This is a genomic window from Vibrio kanaloae (assembly GCF_024347535.1).
Classification (GTDB): Bacteria; Pseudomonadota; Gammaproteobacteria; order Enterobacterales; family Vibrionaceae; genus Vibrio; species Vibrio kanaloae.
This window is the reverse complement of record NZ_AP025497.1, coordinates 732,593-752,170: the sequence shown is the minus strand read 5'-3', so window position 1 is coordinate 752,170 and position 19,578 is coordinate 732,593. Positions and strand designations below refer to the sequence as shown.

At 45.2% G+C, this 19,578-nt stretch carries 11 protein-coding genes and 1 pseudogene; 6 read left to right on the top strand and 6 right to left on the bottom strand.

What is annotated here, in order from left to right; translation table 11 throughout:
* Window positions 1-328 precede the first annotated feature (328 nt).
* Together recC and OCV24_RS03585 are read right to left on the bottom strand one after the other, a co-directional pair.
* On the bottom strand, window positions 329-3,805 hold the full coding sequence (gene recC, locus OCV24_RS03590) for an exodeoxyribonuclease V subunit gamma (RefSeq protein WP_150879266.1): 3,477 nt from the start codon (window positions 3,803-3,805) through the stop codon (window positions 329-331).
* A gap of 127 nt (window positions 3,806-3,932) precedes the next feature.
* Entirely contained in the window at window positions 3,933-4,928 is a 996-nt protein-coding gene (locus OCV24_RS03585) for a TDT family transporter (RefSeq protein ID WP_167514283.1), read from the bottom strand.
* A gap of 160 nt (window positions 4,929-5,088) precedes the next feature.
* Here OCV24_RS03585 and OCV24_RS03580 point away from each other — a divergent pair, with 160 nt between their 5' ends.
* The 3 genes from OCV24_RS03580 (at window position 5,089) to OCV24_RS03570 (ending at window position 7,260) form a co-directional block, all read left to right on the top strand.
* A complete protein-coding gene (locus OCV24_RS03580) occupies window positions 5,089-5,985 on the top strand; it encodes a LysR family transcriptional regulator (protein WP_077680768.1) in 897 nt (298 codons plus the stop codon).
* An 88-nt stretch (window positions 5,986-6,073) separates the two neighbouring features.
* Window positions 6,074-6,367 (top strand): YebG family protein, encoded by a 294-nt coding sequence (locus OCV24_RS03575; RefSeq protein WP_008223840.1) that lies wholly within the window; start codon window positions 6,074-6,076, stop codon window positions 6,365-6,367.
* 251 nt (window positions 6,368-6,618) lie between these two features.
* Complete coding sequence (locus OCV24_RS03570; RefSeq protein ID WP_146449311.1) at window positions 6,619-7,260, top strand: MarC family protein; 642 nt, start codon at window positions 6,619-6,621, stop codon at window positions 7,258-7,260.
* A gap of 75 nt (window positions 7,261-7,335) precedes the next feature.
* Here the strand turns inward: OCV24_RS03570 and ushA are convergent, their stop codons facing one another.
* Window positions 7,336-9,036 carry a bifunctional UDP-sugar hydrolase/5'-nucleotidase UshA gene (gene ushA, locus OCV24_RS03565; protein WP_150879268.1) on the bottom strand — a complete coding sequence of 567 codons (1,701 nt, stop codon included), beginning with the start codon at window positions 9,034-9,036 and terminating at the stop codon, window positions 7,336-7,338.
* A 502-nt stretch (window positions 9,037-9,538) separates the two neighbouring features.
* Here ushA and dapD point away from each other — a divergent pair.
* The gene (dapD, locus tag OCV24_RS03560) at window positions 9,539-10,570 is read left to right on the top strand and encodes a 2,3,4,5-tetrahydropyridine-2,6-dicarboxylate N-succinyltransferase (RefSeq protein ID WP_017056746.1); all 1,032 of its coding nucleotides are present in this window, start codon (window positions 9,539-9,541) and stop codon (window positions 10,568-10,570) included.
* 185 nt (window positions 10,571-10,755) lie between these two features.
* On the opposite strand, the gene purL is transcribed toward dapD, so the two are convergent.
* Window positions 10,756-14,667, bottom strand: a complete 3,912-nt coding sequence (gene purL, locus OCV24_RS03555; protein ID WP_150879269.1) for a phosphoribosylformylglycinamidine synthase — start codon at window positions 14,665-14,667, stop codon at window positions 10,756-10,758.
* A gap of 342 nt (window positions 14,668-15,009) precedes the next feature.
* Here purL and mltF point away from each other — a divergent pair, with 342 nt between their 5' ends.
* Entirely contained in the window at window positions 15,010-16,575 is a 1,566-nt protein-coding gene (gene mltF, locus OCV24_RS03550) for a membrane-bound lytic murein transglycosylase MltF (RefSeq protein WP_150879270.1), read from the top strand.
* 296 nt (window positions 16,576-16,871) lie between these two features.
* The gene (locus OCV24_RS03545) at window positions 16,872-17,006 is read left to right on the top strand and encodes a hypothetical protein (RefSeq protein ID WP_017056742.1); all 135 of its coding nucleotides are present in this window, start codon (window positions 16,872-16,874) and stop codon (window positions 17,004-17,006) included.
* Window positions 17,007-17,081: 75 nt separating this feature from the next.
* Here the strand turns inward: OCV24_RS03545 and tadA are convergent.
* Together tadA and OCV24_RS03535 are read right to left on the bottom strand one after the other, a co-directional pair.
* Window positions 17,082-17,673: pseudogene (gene tadA / locus OCV24_RS03540) on the bottom strand (tRNA adenosine(34) deaminase TadA).
* Window positions 17,674-17,960: 287 nt separating this feature from the next.
* A complete protein-coding gene (locus tag OCV24_RS03535; protein WP_046224540.1) occupies window positions 17,961-19,523 on the bottom strand; it encodes an AbgT family transporter in 1,563 nt (520 codons plus the stop codon).
* Window positions 19,524-19,578 lie beyond the last annotated feature (55 nt).

Here is a 19,578-nt window from a genome sequence, read left to right as displayed (position 1 = left end):
TTTGTTAATAGTTAGTGCGATCTCTCTCACGGATCAATTCAAATCGCCTCGCTACTATGCGCCCACGAGTTCAGGAGCGCCTGTGAGTTTTGTACTTTACGGCGTTACTTTGAACCACAGAATAATGGTCCCTCTGACCTGTGGCCGTACAGCGAACGCCCTACACTAATAATGATTTACTGGCGGCCACTTTATTTCCTGTACCTTGCTTCAATTCACCTTGATTCCCTTCATCTTGAAAGCAAGCGTATCAAACTCTTACCAGCGACTCTCTTTTGTCTTTCATTAATTCAGCGCACTCGCTATTGATCTTGTCGATCACAGCCACCTACTCCTGATCTTCCAGATCGGCTGCAGCCAACCTTGCCGCCTGCAACACAAGTGTCGAGTACATACGTGATTGAGCAGCCAGTTCATCATCCCACTTAGGCCAAATTCGTGAGATGTAGGTATCTCTGCCCTCGCCCGTAAAGGCGAAGCTGTCATTAAAGGTATCGGTCATTTTCTTGAGTGACTTTTCTTCGTCATCGACCCATTTCCCACGACTAAAGCCCGCTTCAACACCAGCTAATGCGGTTTTCGGGAAGTAAGGCAATGGCGCTGTCATGCCTTGATAAGACAGTCGTACTAACTCAGCCAACAAGCTCTTCGCCTGCTGTGCATCGCCAATCGGTTGTAGCGTTTGGTGAACCACGCCTTCTTTTCTGTCGTAGCCAATAATATGGGTCGTTTTTCCGTGTCCCATCACTGCACAACATAGATGATCAATCCACGCTGCCAAATAATCTTGAGAGCGTATTTTACCGCTACGGAAACGAACTAGACCCGATTGATAGTTTTGAGTTAACCAACCCATCAAACGAACAGGCTTACCTTCGCCTAACACATCAAATTCGATATTCACTTCGAGATCTTGCTGCGGTGATCCGCTCACAAATCGAATCTCTTTGGCTAAGTCTTCCGCTTGAACACGGTTGGTTTCAAATTCGATATCACCAAAGGCGCCGACCGGTAATCGGCCCTGTGCTTTTTGCTCAGAGACAAACAGTCGAACCGCTTCGTCTGCACCTTCAGGGTGGTCGAGCAGCACTTGCAGCAAAGCATCCTTAAGTTGGAAACTCTCTAAACCATTAAGTACAAATGGCTCATCGTCTTCCATCACAGGAAGTGGCGGCTCAAACACCACTTTTAGGCGGCGATTAAAGAAGTACTGCACTGGCAAACGCCAAAAACGCTGTAACTCAACCAAGTCGAGTTCTAACGGGTACGTCGCACCCAGCAAATAATCATCCAATGCACGATTGAATTCACCACTGCGTTCGCCAGAACGGTTAGCCGCAGGAAGCCATTCTTTGGCGTAACTCAGCACATGGCTTGAATCACCTTTAGTAAAGGCTGCCGGGCTAAATGGCGTCATGGTGTGTTCAAAACTGATCGCTTGAGTCAGCTTGATACCAGAATCATCACTTGGTAGCGCTTGGTCTTCACTTAGGCAGTAGTTCTGCTGGCAGTACTCAATCAACTCTGAAACCAATACTGACGGCACTCGCTCAGTATTATCTTGAATCGAACGGCCGACATAGCTTATGTATAAACACTCTTGTGCTGACAGCATTGCTTCTAGGAATAGATAACGGTCATCATCACGACGAGAACGATCACCCGGACGAGTGCGTCCGTTTATCAAATCGAAACCTTCAGGCGGCATTGAGCGGGGGTAAACCCCATCATTCATACCCAATAAACAGACAGTCTTAAACGGAATAGAACGCATCGGCATCAGGGTACAAAAGTTAACTTGGCCCGCTAAGAAACGCTGACTAATACGTGCGCCCGACAGTTTATTATTTAGATACTGATAAATGATGCTTGGCGACAGTTCTTGTTCGTATAAGGCATCATCAAGCTGTTCATTCAGTTGCGAAAGTGCATCACGAATCGACTTAAGCACCACCTCACCTTCCAGCTCAACCGCAAAGAAATCATCAATCATTTGCAGCAAGGTTTCACGCCACATATCGATTGATTGTGTTTCAGTCAGACGCTGGCGGTAATGGGCAATACGATCGATAAAGTGCGCTAATTTACCCGCAAGTTCGGCGTTAATACCCTGAACTTCGTTATAAGCGGCAATTGGAGAGTGTTCAGTTTCAAACAAGCCTGCAGAGTCCGACATCGCATAGCCCAGTAACATGCGCTGAATACCAAATAGCCAGGTATTTTGCTCGGTTGCAGGTAGATCAAATTCCGTTGCGGTAGAAGAGTCGACACCCCAACGGATGCCCGCTTCTTCAACCCACTGCTTGGCTTGCTCGAATTGAAACTCATCAATACCAAAGCGCGCCATCATTGCAGGGATTTCTAACAACTCTAATAACTCAGACGCTAAACAACGCGTATTCGGTAGCGCGACGAGCTGCATGAAGGCGGTCAGAATTGGGCTTTCTTGATCGGCGGTTCTATCTGAGATCGAGTAAGGGATATAGCGCTCACCCGGGGCATTACCAAATACTGCCTGAATCGCTGGGCTATAAGCATTAATGTCAGACACCATCACGATGATATCGCGCGGTTTCAGTGTCGGGTCAGCATCAAACATTGCCAACAGCTGATCATGAAGGACTTCAACCTCACGCATTGGGCTGTGACAAGCGTGCACGGTCAGAGAGCGATCGCCCAGTTCAACCACCTGTTTATGGTGGCTGGAATCTAAGATGTGGTCGTCTTGATGTTCTTCTAACTGGAGAATATCGGCTTGCAGTTGATGAAGGAGGCTGTCTCTCTCAACATCAATGAAAAACTCGTGCTCTTCACTGTCTGACTGAGATAACAAGAACAGGTTATCTCTGCCTAATTTACCCATAGACGCCAGCAAGCTATTACCGACAGCTTGGCTGGTGTGTAGTTCGTCTTCAACGTTGGCTTCAATGCCATCTTTCAATGGTGAGGCTTCGCCTTCAAGCTGAGGTAAACCATCAATCAAAGCAAACTGTTTACGACGCTGCGCTTCGACTCTTGCCAAATATTTACGATCGCGAATTTCGCCCCAGTAATGTTGGCAAGGGTTAGTAAACATCAAGTGCACATCAATCTGCTCACCAAGTGCTTTCAATGCATCCATGTAGCGAGGAGGCAGCGAAGAAATACCAAACACAAATAAGCGCTTAGGTAGATGCTGCAGTTGGCCTTGTTGCTTGGCTAGCGCTTCAATGAAGTCGTGATACAAGTTGCCACGGTGGTATTTTGATTGGCCTTGAGACAGGGTTTGCTCATAGAGTGCTTGCCACAAAATCGGTTGCCAAGGGTGCTCTTGTTGTCCCTCATCATCGATAAGTTCTGCAACGGGCTCTCCCGCTTCCCACATCGCCATCCACTCTGGTCGATACACCAAGTAGCCATCGAAGATATCGGCAATTTTTTCTGCCAATTGATACAACTTCGAATCATCTTCGTCGTTTTCAAGGTAGCGTTGTAGAGGTAAAAAATCAGGGTGGTCAAGCTTAGCGGGTAGCAAACTCATCAGCTTCCATGTCATCGCTTCCTTGTTAAAAGCACTGCGTTTAGGTACATCAGGAAGCACTTGGGTAAACATATCCCAAATGAAGGTTGCTGGAAGTGGGAAATCGATATTTGCTGCTACGCCAAACTCTTTGGCGAGTTCCATCTTAAGCCATTGAGACATACCTGGGCTCTGAACCAAGATCTGCTCTTTTTCGAAGGGATTGGCTAAAGGATCACTTTTAATTAAGTGAACGAGAAGGATTTTTAAAGTATCAACTTTATTGGAATGGTAAACAGTAAACAAAGTGCACTCACGCTAATCTTGCCACAATATACTGCCAGATTAGCATAAGTGCCGAGTTTGGATGAGGAATATAAGCTTATGAAATACTGAAAACTTAAGCTCCGTTTATCTTTTGAACTATTGCCCTTTACAACCTACCTGCTACCGCACTTAAAACACGATGAGGTTTGTAGTTAATACAATAGCGAACGGCGACATAACCGACGACTAAAGTTGCCACGATCAGTTCAAGATACGCTAGGCCGAACACTTGGTTGATGTAATGCGCTTCAATACCTTGAGTTTGCATCCACGCTGCCAATTTAAACAGTGCCGTTGCACCAATCACAATAGGGAAGGTAAATGCGGCATAGCCTGGGCTAAACGGTAGACGAAGTAGTTTGAAGAACGCTGCGTAAATGATGAACGTCATTAGCACTGCAATACCAAACAACATACCAATGATAACTGGCGATGGATCTGCTGAAACCGTTAGGTATCCTGCTAGAGATAGGCTTGCAGGTGCAGCCATAATCGCAATGGTTGGTTTCGCTGCGTCAGGCACTTCGTGAGAGAAGATCAGACGGTAAACCATTATTGGTAGCATTACTGCGTAAACCAATAAGCCGAATACCAAGGTCGCGTTCGCTACAGGCTCTAAAACAGGATTACCAGAGAAAGAAACGTCTGCCACGATAATACCAATTGGTGGCACAAACCAGCTTGGTACCATATGGTGAATCTCAAACTGTTTTGCTCTGTGGTACAAAAAGCTCACTAGAAACACGACGTGCAAAGCTACAGATGCCAGCCACATCGCTTCTTGTAAAAATTGAGAGATTGGAGTCAACGAAGCAGACACCACCATGCATCCCATCGCAAATGTTGGTACCACACTGCCGACAACAGGGTGAGCAAGATCTTCACGCAATAGCTGACCATGAATCAAAAATTTCACAGCTAAAACAAGAAGCAATACCGCCGCAATACCTGCACTGATCCACTGCACTAAGCCTGGAGTGTGCAAAATACCTTGTGCGACTAAAACGCCATCCCAGCACCAGCCTAAACTTGCGATTGCTAGTGCTAACCCTGCCATGGGTGTTGGAGCTCCTGTTAATCTATATTTAATGCGTTGAATCATGTCAGCCTCTCTTAAACTTAATTCACTAAACTTGTGAACTCATCAGCTTGTTGAAGCCATAATACGCTTGCGATTCGTTAAACAATATCCAATTATATATAACAAGTGTTCATTTATACTGAACAAGAATTTCCACTAGCAGCGTAAAACTAGGAATCTGATGGCTAATATTTCAATAAAACAGCTCAAAGTGTTTGTCACCATTACCCAGCATTCGACGCTTACCGCCGCATCAGAAGCGCTGTTTTTGTCTAAAGCTGCGGTCAGCATGGCACTAGGCGAAATGGAGAAACAACTCGGCCACTCTCTATTTGACCGGGTCAACAACCGATTGATTCTCAACCAAGAAGGACATAAGTTGCTCCCATTGGCGGATGAGATATTACATCGTGCTGCTGGTATTGATGTTTTGTTCCGTGATGACCAGCCATTAAGTGGCAATCTCAAGGTTGGCGCGAGTGACACGATTGGTAATCAGGTCGCCCCCTTTATTCTGTCAGGCTTTCGCGAACGAACTCAGCATCAAGACCAGAGCTTGTTCATTTCAAACAGTGCGCTGATCTGCCAAAAGTTGGTGGATTATGAACTGGATATCGCGCTAATTGAAGGAAAAACACTCCACCCTGAGTTGATATCAAGCCAGTTCAGTAACGATGAGATGTGTATTATTGTTAGTAATCAACATCCTCTTGTTGCCAAAGAAAAAGTGATTTTAAGCGATTTAGAAAATAGTCACTGGATCCTGCGTGAATCAGGATCAGGGACTCGTGAGTTTTTCCTTCGTGCCGTCGCACCGCGCATCGAACATTGGTATGAATCCTTTGAACTCAACACCACAGAGGCGATCATCAATTCAGTTTCCGCCAATCTTGGATTCGCATGTCTATCACGACTGGCGGCACAACGAGCGATTGATTCAGGCCGAGTAAAAGCGCTCGATGTGCCACTCGACATGAAACGACGTTTCTGGATGCTGGTACACAAAGACAAATACCAGAGCCCGCTGCTGAAATCTTTCATGAGTTATTGTGAAGACTGGGCTACACATCAAGATTGAGGCCGCATTGTTAGGGCTCCAACTGGACTTTTAACATCAGAAACTGTATAAAAAGCCAGTAAAATTTATCAAACTTAGAGGATTAACCATGGCTGTTATCGTCAAGTACGTGGTGGAACGCAACGGAGAAGAGAAAATGACTTTTACCTCTAAAGCCGAAGCCGACGCATACGACAAAATGCTGGATATGGCTGATGAGCTTTTTGAACTTTTAGGCAAAAGCGATTTAGTTGAAGATGAAGGCAAGCAAGAAGAACTTGCAATGTACCTAGCGAAGAACAAAGAAGAAGTTCTTTACGCATTAGGTGCTAAGCGTAAACCAGCTCCGAAAAAAGCTAAGAAGCTTGAAGCTGTTGAAGACGCAGAAGAAGATGCAGCATAACTAGCTGATCGCTTTCTAAAAAACGTCAATGACGCCTCGAATTAGAGTTCGTTATTGGCGTTTTTTGATTTGAGAAACTCGCAATACTGCACGACCAAAACTCTACACCTATCACTAAAACCAAACAGCCAGTCTTCCGTTGGCTGTTTTTCATTCACACTTGCTCTACTATCTATTTCTAATAATTATTTGTATCTAAGATTAAATACACCAACCATTGGTATTTAACTGCATATTTTCAAAGGAATAATATGAAAGAGCTCATCATTCATACCATTACCGTGTTCATGGGCTTTTTCGCCATTATGAACCCTATCGCTAATACGCCAATCTTTCTTGGACTAACCAGTGACAATGACAGGGAAACGGTCAAATCCATCGCCTTCCGTTCAGTGTTTATCGCATTCGTCATCGTCAGTACTTTTGCGCTCTCTGGCAAACTGATCTTTGACCTGTTTGGTATCACACTGTACGCACTGCGCATCACGGGCGGCATTCTGGTCTTTTTGATTGGCTTTCACATGCTACAAGGCGACTCAACACACGCCAAAGCAAAAGAGAAGGTCAATTCAGACGCGCAGCAAGATGCAGCATTGAGTATCGCAGTATCACCTTTAGCCATGCCTATACTGGCGGGCCCCGGCACTATAGCCACCGCGATGAACTTTGCCAGCACAGAAGGAATTTACGAGACCATCATAACCATCGTCGCGTTTGGTCTACTGTGTACCTTAACCTACATATTATTTGTATTCGGCGAACGCTTCGTGAAAGCCGTAGGGCCAAGCGCATTGAACGTGATTACTCGAATGATGGGGTTAATACTCGCAGTTATCGGTATACAAATGTTGATTGAAGGGATTGAACAGGCTTATAAGGCGCTGTTTATCTAGCGTTTGATTTCACTAAATTTTATAAAAAAATAGCCAGCGATTCGCTGGCTATTGTCTTCAAGGCCTTCTCAAAAATCAGTTCGCAGGGCAACCTTTCACGTCTACGCCATTGCTCCTATAGATGAGTTCACCGTCCACTGGAGCATAATCGTCAGCTTTCACTTGAGGGTTATTGGCAAAGAACTCACGCAACACAGATGCATCTGTCATTTGAGTAGATTCAACATCAATCACTGGGTAATCATCGCCACCAGCGGCGCTGAAGCTGATCACAGAAAACGTGTAAGTATCTGCCAAGTCAAAACCTTTGCCATTGATATCTCGAATGGTTACATCACCCAAGTCACAGTCAACGGTTAAACTAATGTTGTCGAGTTGAGCGTAAGCGCCTGAACCCGCAGTCATCGTCGCAACCACATCTAAATACGCTTTCACCTCAGCCCCTGTCATCGTTGCTTTGGTCACGAAGTTTCCGAAAGGTTGCACCGTCAAAACATCGCGATACGTCACCTCTCCCTTTGCAATTGAATCACGTACACCACCGGAATTCATCACACCAAAGTCAGCATTCACTAAGTCATAAGTGCGGTATGCTTCCCCTAACAAGTGCCCAAGATTAGTTTGCTCAGTTCGAACCACATTACGATCACCTTCAAGCTTCGCATCTGTGTTCGAGATAACCTCATCAAGCAACTCTTGCCCTTGCTGTTGATACGCAGAAAGCGTCGCAATCACAGTTGAATCAGGTTCAATTTCAGCTTGGATAAACTGATAATCACCATTTTCATCCTTCTCTTTTAAGTTCACCGGGACCAGATCGTATTTCGCTAAGTGCAGTTTACCGCCATAGAATTCAAAGTCAGCTCGACCTACATACTTACCCCACTCATGAGCTTGCATGATGTAGGTACCATTTTGCTGATCCGGTTTACAATCATCTCCCGGATTAAAATCTGCGTATTCATTGCCTTCCATACAAACTGGATTTTGAGAATGCCCTCCGATGATGGCGTCCAGTTGACCTTCCTCTATAGAACGAGCAAGCAACACATCGCCAGGCGCTTCGCTGCCGTGCTGACCATCTGCGTAGTGCCCCATATGAGTGGTAGCAAAAATCAGATCAACCGTTTCATTTGCCTCGATTTCTTGTATGGCTTTTTTGATTTCGACTTGTGGATCGGCAAAGTGGATCGTCGCGACATTATCAGGGTTAACAAGTTTTGCTGTGTCTTTGGTCGTTAAGCCAATAACTGCAATTTTTAACCCATTAATGGTGAATACTTTATATGGAGAGAAAAGGCGTTCATCAGTAACTGTGTCTCCATCTTTTATATAAATATTCGCCGCTAGCATAGGGAAGTCAGCCAACTCAGCCTGCATGTCTAGTACATCTAAGCTGTTGTCGAATTCATGGTTGCCTAATGCCATCGCATCGTAACCGAGAAGGTTCATACCAACAAAATCAGGGACGGCATCCTGCATATCAGACTCAGGCACACCGGTATTAATATCACCGCCAGACAATAGGATCGTTTCACCACCATTTTGAGTAACTTCTTCACGAATACTATCAATCAGCGTCTTACGAGCCGCCATCCCATACTCACCCTTACTATTCTCCCAAAAACGACCATGGTTATCGTTAGTATGCAAAACCGTAAATTTGGTACAAGAATCCGCGGTATCACATGTCACCGTGATATCGTCACTATCCGAGCCACAACCAACCATCGCCATGCCGATAGAGAGCACCAGTAAAGACTTAGTAAAATTCATAGAAGATCCTTTATTCATCGTTTTAATGTCGTTATTGCAGGCAATATACTGATATTTTTTTAAGTTTTAGTGATTTTCATCTTAGTTAGTTGGTTGAAAGTTTGAGTATTTACTCAGATTGTAAGCACAAACGATAAATCAACAGAACTCGATTAATTTTCATAATAAACATATATTTATGAAGGAAGTGTGACTAATCCTATTGATACTGATAACAAAGAGATCACTTAACATAAGTATCAGATATGGAATAGAGGTTGTTACGTGCAACTAAAGTGAGTGCGACTCGTTAAGCTATTAGGTTAGTATCCGGATAATAAAAACTATCGCTAAAAAGACAAGCAGTATCATTTTACAGACTTTATCCCAATGCGGCCTTTCATAACGAGGGCGCTCTCTTTATGATGAACGCAATTAAATTAACTTTGCTAACGGCAGCGCTTGTTATTCGAACCGCTGTTATTGAATAGCAAAATCAAGACTCAACACATGGAGATTCAACATGGCTTACTTTTCACTAGCCTTCGGTACGGCAACCAAAAATCGCGACAATAAAATCATTGAAGCGTTCTTTCCTAACCCACTTCTAAACCCAAGCGATGCTCTTGTAGCAGCTGTTGGTGAGGTTGCAGGTTACACTGAAGGCAACCAAGCTATCGAAATCTCTGCTGCACAAAGCGCAGAACTAGCGAAAGCATTCGCAGCAAACGACGATGCAGCAAACGCATCTTTTGCAGAAAAAGCAGCAGCATCTGAGCAACCACTTGTTCTTGTTGTTCTTGCGGCTGACGAGAAGCCAGCATCAGTTGCTGAAGGCTTCCTTAAGCTACAACTTATCTCTAACCGCCTAGTACAACCACACGGTACAGTACTGGACGGCATCTTCGGTCTACTGCACAACATCGCATGGACTAACGAAGGCCCTATCGATCTTCCAGAGCTTGCTGAGCGTCAAATCGAAGCTCGCCTTGCTGGTCGCGCTCTGTCTGTAGATTGCGTAGACAAGTTCCCTAAAATGGTGGATTACGTGGTACCAACAGGTATTCGTATTGCTGACACTTCTCGTGTTCGTCTTGGCGCACATGTGGGTGAAGGTACAACGGTTATGCACGAAGGTTTCATCAACTTCAATGCGGGTACAACTGGCGTAAGCATGGTTGAAGGTCGTATCTCTGCAGGTGTTGTTGTGGGTAACGGTTCAGACATCGGCGGTGGCGCTTCTATCATGGGTACGCTATCTGGTGGCGGTACTATGGTTATCTCTATCGGCGAAAACTGCCTACTAGGCGCAAACGCGGGTCTTGGCTTCCCAATGGGTGACCGTTGTACGGTTGAGTCTGGTCTTTACGTAACTGCGGGTACTAAGGTTCGTATGCTAGATAAAGAAGGCAACGAAGTAGAAATCATTAAAGCTCGCGACCTAGCTGGTGTTTCTGATCTTCTGTTCCGTCGTAACTCGATCACCGGTCAAATCGAATGTCTAGCGAACAAGTCTGCTGTTGAACTGAACAGCGAGCTACACAGCAACAACTAATCTAAATGCTAGATGCATTTTGTTATAAATCAGAAAGCCGCTGGGGTTAAATCCAGCGGCTTTTCTTTTATCAAAATGTCCGCTAAAAGCGCAGTAAACAATAAAAAGCGCAGATCTTTCGATCTGCGCTTTTAACTTTTGCTTAATCCAATCTAGATTAACGCGGCATGTAGGTAAGTGATTAATTAACCCACATTCTTACGTGCGTTTTGGAACATACGCATCCAAGCACCATTCTCGCCCCAACCTTCTGGAGACCAAGAGTTAGCAACCGTACGGAATACACGCTCTGGGTGAGGCATCATGATAGTCACGCGGCCGTCCGTCGTTGTTAGACCTGTGATAGCGTTTGGCGAACCATTCGGGTTGTTCGGATATTGCTGCGTTTGGTTACCGTTGTTATCAACGTAACGTAGAGCAACTGTACCTGAGCTCTCAATCGCGTTTAGGTGGTCGTTGTCACGTACTTCTACACGGCCTTCACCGTGAGAAACTGCGATTGGCATACGAGAACCTTCCATGCCGTTGAAGAATACAGAATCAGACTTCTGAACCTCAACTAGGCTGAAACGAGCTTCAAAACGCTCTGATTCGTTGCGAACGAAACGTGGCCAGTACTCAGCACCCGGGATAAGTTCACGTAGGTTAGACAGCATCTGACAACCGTTACACACACCTAGAGAGAAGGTATCTTCACGCTTGAAGAAGTTTTCAAATTGGTCACGCGTAGAGTCGTTAAACAGAACCGACTTAGCCCAACCTTCACCAGCGCCTAGTACGTCACCGTAAGAAAAGCCGCCACATGCCACAAGACCGTTGTACTCTTCTAGAACCGCTTGACCCGTTAGGATGTCACTCATGTGAATATCAGTTGCTTCGAAGCCTGCACGGTCGAATGCTGCTGCCATTTCAACGTGAGAGTTAACACCCTGCTCACGTAGAATCGCCATCTTAGGCTTAGCGCCCTTATTTATCATAGGAGCATTGATGAATTGCGCTGCTATGTCTTCATTTACGTCGAAGCTCAGTTTCACGTTTAGACCCGGATCTGAGTTGTCTTTCTTCGCTTCGTGCTCTTGGTCGGCACATGCTGGGTTGTCACGTAGACCTTGCATCTTGTGCGTTGTCTCAGCCCAGATAGTACGTAGTTCAGTACGGTTACGTTCAATTACTACAGACTCGCCAGACTTAATCACTAGCTCATCAGATGCTTCAACGCTGCCGATTACGTGCGAGCACGCTTCTAGACCGTTTGCTGCAAGTGTAGAAAGAACCGCGTCTAGGTCATCGTTGCGAACTTGGATTACCGCACCTAGTTCTTCGTTGAATAGTGCCGCAAGCGTATCTTCGCCTAGCGCTGCAATATCAGCATTAACACCACAGTGACCTGCGAACGCCATCTCTGCAAGAGTAACGAATAGACCACCGTCGCCTTTGTCGTGGTAAGCGACAACTTGGTCGTTAGCAACCAGAGCTTGAACACCTTCGTAGAAACCTTTTAGCTGTGCTGCGTTGTCTACGTCTGCTGGTTTATCACCAAGCTGCTTGTATACCTGTGCAAGTGCTGTCGCACCCATACGGTTCTTGCCGTTACCTAGGTCGATAAGAACTAGGCTTGTATTACCTTTGTCAGTGCGCAATTGAGGAGTGATTGTCTTACGAACATCTTCAACACGTGCGAACGCAGTGATAACAAGAGATAGCGGAGACGTTACTTCTTTCTGCTCGCCGTTCTCTTCCCACTTAGTCTTCATCGACATTGAGTCTTTACCCACTGGGATAGTTAGACCCAATGCTGGACATAGTTCTTCACCAACCGCTTTAACCGCTTCGTAAAGACCTGCATCTTCACCTGGGTGACCTGCTGGAGACATCCAGTTAGCCGATAGTTTAATGTGTTTGATATCGCCGATGTTGGTCGCTGCGATGTTAGTAATTGCTTCACCAACCGCTAGACGAGCCGATGCACCGAAGTCTAGAAGTGCCACTGGTGTACGCTCACCAAGAGACATTGCCTCACCGTGGTAAGAGTCGTAACTTGCTGCTGTTACAGCACAGTTAGCAACAGGAACCTGCCATGGGCCAACCATTTGGTCACGAGCAACAAGGCCAGTTACCGAGCGGTCACCGATAGTGATAAGGAATGTTTTCTCAGCGACTGTTGGCAAGCGAAGAACACGGTCAACCGCTTCGTTCATCTCGATACCAGAGCGGTCAATCGCAGGGTTGTTCGCTTTTAGCGTCTTAGCGTCACGGTGCATCTTAGGTGTTTTACCTAATAAGATGTCCATTGGCATGTCGATTGGCGTGTTGTCGAAGTGTGAATCTTCAAGTTTAAGCTCACGCTCTTCCGTTGCTTTACCAACGACTGCGTAAGGTGCACGCTCACGCTTACAAATCGCGTCGAATGTTGCCATGTCTTTATCAGCAACCGCCATTACGTAACGCTCTTGAGATTCGTTACACCAGATCTCAAGTGGGCTCATGCCCGGCTCATCGTTTGGTACGTCACGTAGGTTAAAGATGCCGCCACGCTCGCCATCATCTACTAGCTCAGGAAGTGCGTTCGAGATACCGCCTGCGCCCACATCATGGATAAATGCGATTGGGTTCGCATCACCAAGCTGCCAACAACGGTCGATCACTTCCTGACAACGACGTTCCATTTCTGGGTTTTCACGTTGTACAGAAGCGAAGTCTAAGTCTTCAGAAGAAGAACCCGAATCCATTGAAGATGCTGCACCGCCACCAAGGCCAATGTTCATTGCAGGACCGCCAAGAACGATTAGGCTGGCTCCTACTGGGATCTCTTTCTTCTGAACATGATCATCACGAATGTTACCTAAACCACCAGCCAGCATGATTGGCTTGTGGTAACCACGTACTTCTTCACCTGCGTGAGAGTTAACTTTCTCTTCGTAAGTACGGAAGTAACCAAGTAGGTTTGGACGACCAAATTCGTTGTTGAATGCCGCGCCACCAAGAGGTCCTTCAAGCATGATATCTAATGCAGTAACGATACGGCTTGGCTTACCAAAATCAGTTTCCCAAGGTTGAACGAAGTTCGGGATCTTAAGGTTAGATACAGAGAACGCAACCAGACCCGCTTTTGGCTTACCACCAATACCAGTAGCGCCTTCATCACGGATTTCACCGCCTGAACCTGTTGATGCGCCCGGCCATGGGGAGATTGCCGTTGGGTGGTTGTGTGTTTCAACTTTCATCAAGATGTGTGTTTTCTCTTGGTGATAGTTGTACTGACGAGTTTCTGGATCTGGGAAGAAACGGCCGACTTCAGAACCTGTCATTACCGCTGCGTTATCTTTATAAGCAGACAGAACGTGTTCTGGTGTCGTTTCAAAGGTGTTCTTAATCATCTTGAACAATGATTTTTCTTGCTTAACGCCATCGATAGTCCAATCAGCATTAAAGATCTTGTGACGACAGTGCTCTGAGTTCGCTTGTGCAAACATCATTAGCTCGATGTCAGTCGGGTTACGACCTAGCTTTTCAGTGAAGCTTTCAAGAAGGTAATCAATCTCGTCTTCTGCAAGTGCAAGACCTAGGGTAACGTTTGCTTCTTCAAGCGCTTTACGTCCACCTGCTAATAGCTCAACTTCCATATATGGAGCAGGCTCAGCAACCGTGAACAGTGCCGCTGCAGATTCGAAGTCAGTGAAAACCACTTCCATCATACGATCGTGCAGAATTGCTTTCAGCTCAACAAGTTGAAGTTCAGAAAGTTCAGCAGAGGTTTCAATGTAGAAAGCTGTACCGCGCTCTAGACGTGACACTTTAGCCAGTCCGCAGTTGTGTGCGATATCTGTTGATTTTGAAGACCAAGGCGAGATAGTGCCCGGGCGTGGCGTTGCAAGCAGCAGTAAACCTTCAGGTTCATGCTCTTCAATCGTTGGACCGTAAGTCAGTAGCTTTTCTAGCTTCTCAACTTCAGACTCATCTAGGTCTGCCGTTAAATCAGCAAAGTGGGCAAACTCAGCGTAAATACCTGTTACAGGTAAGCTTAATTCACGACAAAGCTCTAAAAGCTTGTTAATACGAAACTCAGATAGAGCTGGGGAGCCACGCAAAATTCTCATGTGCTTAGGTCTCTTATGCAGTTGATTAAGGTAGTATTGGAATAAATTCAGTGGGTTACAGGTACAACCTAACTGTTTTCTTCGAAGCTATTCCTGAGAGAATTTCCCGAAGGTTGCCAAACCTATGCCGATCCCACCTCTTCAATGCGAGCGCATTATAAAGCATTTCTTTTTGTGACGTAACACCAAAAGCAACCGTTTGCGTTATTTTTTTTATCTTTCTGTGTAAATGGTACTTTTGCTGCATTTATCACCACTTTTACATCTGTTTAATTAAACCTGCTTTGCCAGCCTTGCGTGGTTTGGTATAAAGGGGCTTCCACTTTTCGAGATTTCATTTTGATGCCTAAATTTACGCTCACCTTTTCGTCTAAATTCCTTCTGCTCGCTATTGCCCTGTTTGGAATAATAGGGTGCCAGATTGAATCTGAACCTAAAAGTGTCCTTGAGCAGATACGAGATCGCGGCGTTCTTCGTGTCGGAACCCTCAATAACCAACTCTCTTATTACATTGGTCCTGATGGCCCTGCAGGCTTAGATTACGAGTTAGCTCGTGAGTTTGCACAAGAGCTTGGTGTAAGGCTTGAGGTTAAACCCGCTTACCGCTTATCCGGCCTATTCCCTGCTTTAAAGAAAGGTGAAATCGATCTCATCGCAACCGGATTAACACAAAACAATAACCTGACACGTGCGTATCGCGCTGCACCTGCTTATTACTATGTAAGCCAGCAAGTCGTTTACAAGAAAGGTCAATGGAGGCCAAGAAACCTCGAACAACTGATCTCGTTTGAAAACGAACGTCAGGCTGAATTTGTAAACGCACAAACTCAATTGGAAGAAACACCATCCAGTGACACATTAACTCCAGCTTTGGTGGTAGTGAAAGACTCACACTTCGAACCAACACTCAAGCAACTGCAGAACATACACGATGACTTTATCTACGACGCGGTCGACAATGCAGACATCAATGACCTGCTAAAAGAAGTATCGACAGGCGAACGTTTATTTACGGTGGCAGACTCTATCGAGCTATCACTGGCACAACGTTTGTACCCAGACGTCGCATTAGCTTTTGAGCTAACAGAAGACCAACCAATCTCTTGGTATTTACAGAGATCTGAAGATGAAAGTCTTTATGCTTTACTGATCGAGTTCTTCGGCCACCTAAAGCAATCTGGTGAATTGGCTTCACTGGAAGAGAAATACATCGGCCACATTGGTACCTTTGACTACGTTGATACTCGTGCCTTTATCCGCGCGTTAGATAGCAAACTACCAAAATGGTCACCACTGTTTCAGAAATACTCGAAAGAATTTGATTGGCGCTTAATTGCTGCTTTGGCATACCAAGAGTCACATTGGAACCCTGTCGCACGCTCACCGACGGGTGTTCGCGGTATGATGATGCTGACACTGCCTACAGCGAAAAGTGTTGGTGTGACTAACCGTCTCGACCCTAAGCAATCGGTACAGGGCGGAGTCGAATACCTGCGTCGTATCGTAAACCGGGTCCCAGACTCCATTGACCAACACGAGAAAATCTGGTTTGCCCTTGCATCCTATAATGTAGGTTACGGGCATATGATGGATGCACGTCGCTTAACCAAAGCGCAAGGTGGCGATCCTGATGCTTGGGGGGATGTAAAAGATAGGTTACCTCTATTACGACAGAAGAAATACTATAGACATACTCGTTACGGGTACGCCCGCGGTGATGAAGCAAAAAATTACGTTGAAAACATTCGCCGTTATTACCAAAGTATTATCGGCCATGTAAATAAGCGGCATAAAGAACAAGAAGCGAGTCTTGAAGGTTTGGTCGTGATCCCGCCTTTAGAGATCTCAGGCTCTGAATCAGCCATCAATGCTGCTCAGTCGGTAATTAATAGTTCTGCTTCCCCGTAGTAAAATCTAAAAGAGCAATGCCATTTAGCCTTGCTCTTTTTTATTACCCTATTTTATGGCTTCGCGCTAACGGAGTAGGATAGGCAAAGTGAGGCTTAGAGGCAGCGTGTCATATTGCAGTAACAATCGAACTTTATAACGGCACACCATAATCAATATTACGGGTTGTCTCATCAAGACGTCGAATGTTGAGTAGAATGTCTCTCGAAGCAAATTCGAACATGGTAGAACGAATAACACTATAATTAAACATTGCTCCAAACTACAAGTCAGACGACAAATAGGAAATCGTTAAAATGATAAAGAACAAACTGAAACCGAAGCGCCTTGATAAGACCGTTGCTGCAAACCGTCGTAAGCGTATGCTTTCAAATAATAAGAAAAAGATCATTTGGCGCAACCGTGCTTTCATGCAAATGATTGCCGAGTAAGTTTACTTTGGCACTTTCGCATAGAAAGTGCCTATTTTTAACGTCTCATAAGCGCGGAATGATCTATTCAGACTGTTAACTTTTATCTGCTTTTTCGCCCAGCTCTTCATCTAATCGCTGTCGTTTTCTTTGCTCTTTGATCTCTTTTCGACGACGCTTGAAAAATGCCTGCAATTGCTCACGACACTCTGATTCTAGCAAGCCGTGTTCAACATCAGCATAGTGGTAAGACGCTTGGCTTTTAAATAGGTTTAACACTGTACCCGCCGCACCAGCTTTCAAGTCAGGCGCACCAAACACAATGCGTTTTACACGACTATGTAACAGGGCTCCGGCGCACATAGGACATGGCTCTAGCGTGACGTATAAAGTGGTATCAAGTAAGCGATAGTTTTCCAAAGCTTGCCCCGCTTTACGCAAGGTTTCAATTTCTGCGTGTGCCGTGGCATCGTGGCTACCAATCGAGCGGTTCCATCCTTCAGAGATAATCTCATCATCTTTTACCAAAACGGCACCCACGGGAACCTCTCCCTCACTCTCAGCTTGCTTAGCCACCTCAATGGCACGTCGCATAAAAATTTCATCTTGAGGGCTGAATTGATAGTCTGACAAAGGGAACTCCAGAAAAACAAAGAAATAGGAACAAAAAAGGTATGCAATAAAGCATACCTAATCTTAGCGAAAGTGGACAATATCGTGAAATAAAGTGACTAACGAGGTTCTAATTGAAGTGACTAAAAATAGAGTTCGGTTATCTGAAAATACCGTGCTATTTAAGTTAGATCTTAGTCTTATACTCAGTATAAGGAATACTAAACACGGAAAAAAAATAGCCATGAGCTCATTAAAGCTGCCCTAATAAATATAGAACATAGGAAAATAATCAGTAAAAGCTCGCTTGTTCGGTGCGAGCTTACCATTTATTAGTGCTGCTTAATATGACTTAGTGGGGCCTTACATTGTGTAAGTGTAAGGTGCTTGGATACCTAGTGGGATACCAAGCGCCCAGTAAGCTAGCAAGAAGATAGACCAACCAATTGCCATCGCGATAGAGTATGGCATCATCATAGAGGCTAGTGAACCAATGCCTGACCCCTTCACATAACGCTGCATGTAAACAACAACTAATGGGAAGAACACCATCATCGGAGAAATGATATTGGAAACTGAGTCACCAACACGGTACGCCGCTTGCGTCAGCTCTGGAGAGATGCCGACAGCCATTAGCATTGGAACCATAATAGGACCAATCAGCGCCCACTTAGCAGAAGCCGAACCGACTAATAAATTAACAAATGCGGTTAGTAAAATCATACCAATAATCGTCACTTGTCCTGGTAGGTTCATCGCTTGCAATAACTGAGCACCAGATAGCGCCAGTAATGTACCCAAGTTAGATTGAGAGAAAGCGACTAGGAACTGAGCAATGAAGAAAGCCATCACCATAAAGCTGCCCATGCTTGCCATAGTTGCAGACATCGATTTAATGATGTCGTCGCTAGCTTTAAAAGTACCAACAATACGACCGTAAACCACTCCTGGAATAATAAACAGGATAAAGATAAGCGGTACAATAGACTTCATAATTGGCGCATTAAAAGAAGTGATTTCCCCCGCAGGAGAACGCAAAGGCGAGGTCTCAGGTACTAAAGCAGCAATCAAAGCAACAATACCAACGACCATTGCCCAACCCGCACGCGAGAAAGCCTTACTTTCAATTTCGGTAAATGACCCCATATCCGGTGCATCTTCTGCATCTTCATCGATAGCAGTTTTAGCAAGACGTGGTGAAATAATCTTATCCGTTATATACCAACCAATACTTACAATTAATAGGGAAGATAAACCTGTAAAAAAGATATTAGAAAGAGGGTTTACTATGTAATCTGGATCAAGAATTTGCGCAGCTTCTTGTGTAAAGCCCGCCAAAAGAGGATCGATACCTGATGGCAAGAAGTTTGCCGCAAAGCCACCTGATACACCAGCAAACGCTGCTGCAATACCCGCTAGAGGGTGGCGACCCGCGGCGTGGAAAATAATACCACCAAGAGGGATAACCAGTACGTAACCAGCATCGGCAGCTGTGTGAGACACAATAGCTACCAAGATCAGCATCGGCGTTAATAGCTTAGCAGGAGTCACGTTCAGCATCTTTTTCAGACCAGTATTAATAAAGCCTGAAGCTTCAGCAACACCAACACCTAACATAGCAACCAGCACGATTCCAAGAGGTGCAAACCCGGTAAAGTTAGTCACCATATTAGCTAAAAAGCTCGCAAAGGACTCACCTGTTAATAAGTTCGAAACGACAATGGCTTCACCAGATACAGGGTGAATCAAATCGAAAGTAAAACGTGAGAATACAGCAGATAACACCCAGACTAAAATAAGTCCCCAAAAAAAGAGTAGGGCAGGATCTGGGATTTTGTTACCGGCACGTTCAATGAAGTTTAGAAAGCGGTCCATCCCACTGATCTTATCAGTCGGCGGTGCTTTTTTTACGGCTTGGTTACTCATGGTAACTCCATATGTGATGTTGTTTGTTTAGGGCTTATATAAATTTTAATCAAGG

Bases quoted from the DNA above. Each gene is read 5' to 3' on its own strand.
- OCV24_RS03580 (WP_077680768.1), top strand. From the start codon at position 5,089: ATGGCTAATATTTCAATAAAACAGCTCAAAGTGTTTGTCACCATTACC.
- mltF (WP_150879270.1), top strand. From the start codon at position 15,010: ATGCCTAAATTTACGCTCACCTTTTCGTCTAAATTCCTTCTGCTCGCT.
- OCV24_RS03545 (WP_017056742.1), top strand. From the start codon at position 16,872: ATGATAAAGAACAAACTGAAACCGAAGCGCCTTGATAAGACCGTTGCT.
- OCV24_RS03575 (WP_008223840.1), top strand. From the start codon at position 6,074: ATGGCTGTTATCGTCAAGTACGTGGTGGAACGCAACGGAGAAGAGAAA.
- purL (WP_150879269.1), bottom strand. From the start codon at position 14,667: ATGAGAATTTTGCGTGGCTCCCCAGCTCTATCTGAGTTTCGTATTAAC.
- OCV24_RS03585 (WP_167514283.1), bottom strand. From the start codon at position 4,928: ATGATTCAACGCATTAAATATAGATTAACAGGAGCTCCAACACCCATG.
- OCV24_RS03535 (WP_046224540.1), bottom strand. From the start codon at position 19,523: ATGAGTAACCAAGCCGTAAAAAAAGCACCGCCGACTGATAAGATCAGT.
- dapD (WP_017056746.1), top strand. From the start codon at position 9,539: ATGGCTTACTTTTCACTAGCCTTCGGTACGGCAACCAAAAATCGCGAC.
- OCV24_RS03570 (WP_146449311.1), top strand. From the start codon at position 6,619: ATGAAAGAGCTCATCATTCATACCATTACCGTGTTCATGGGCTTTTTC.
- ushA (WP_150879268.1), bottom strand. From the start codon at position 9,036: ATGAATTTTACTAAGTCTTTACTGGTGCTCTCTATCGGCATGGCGATG.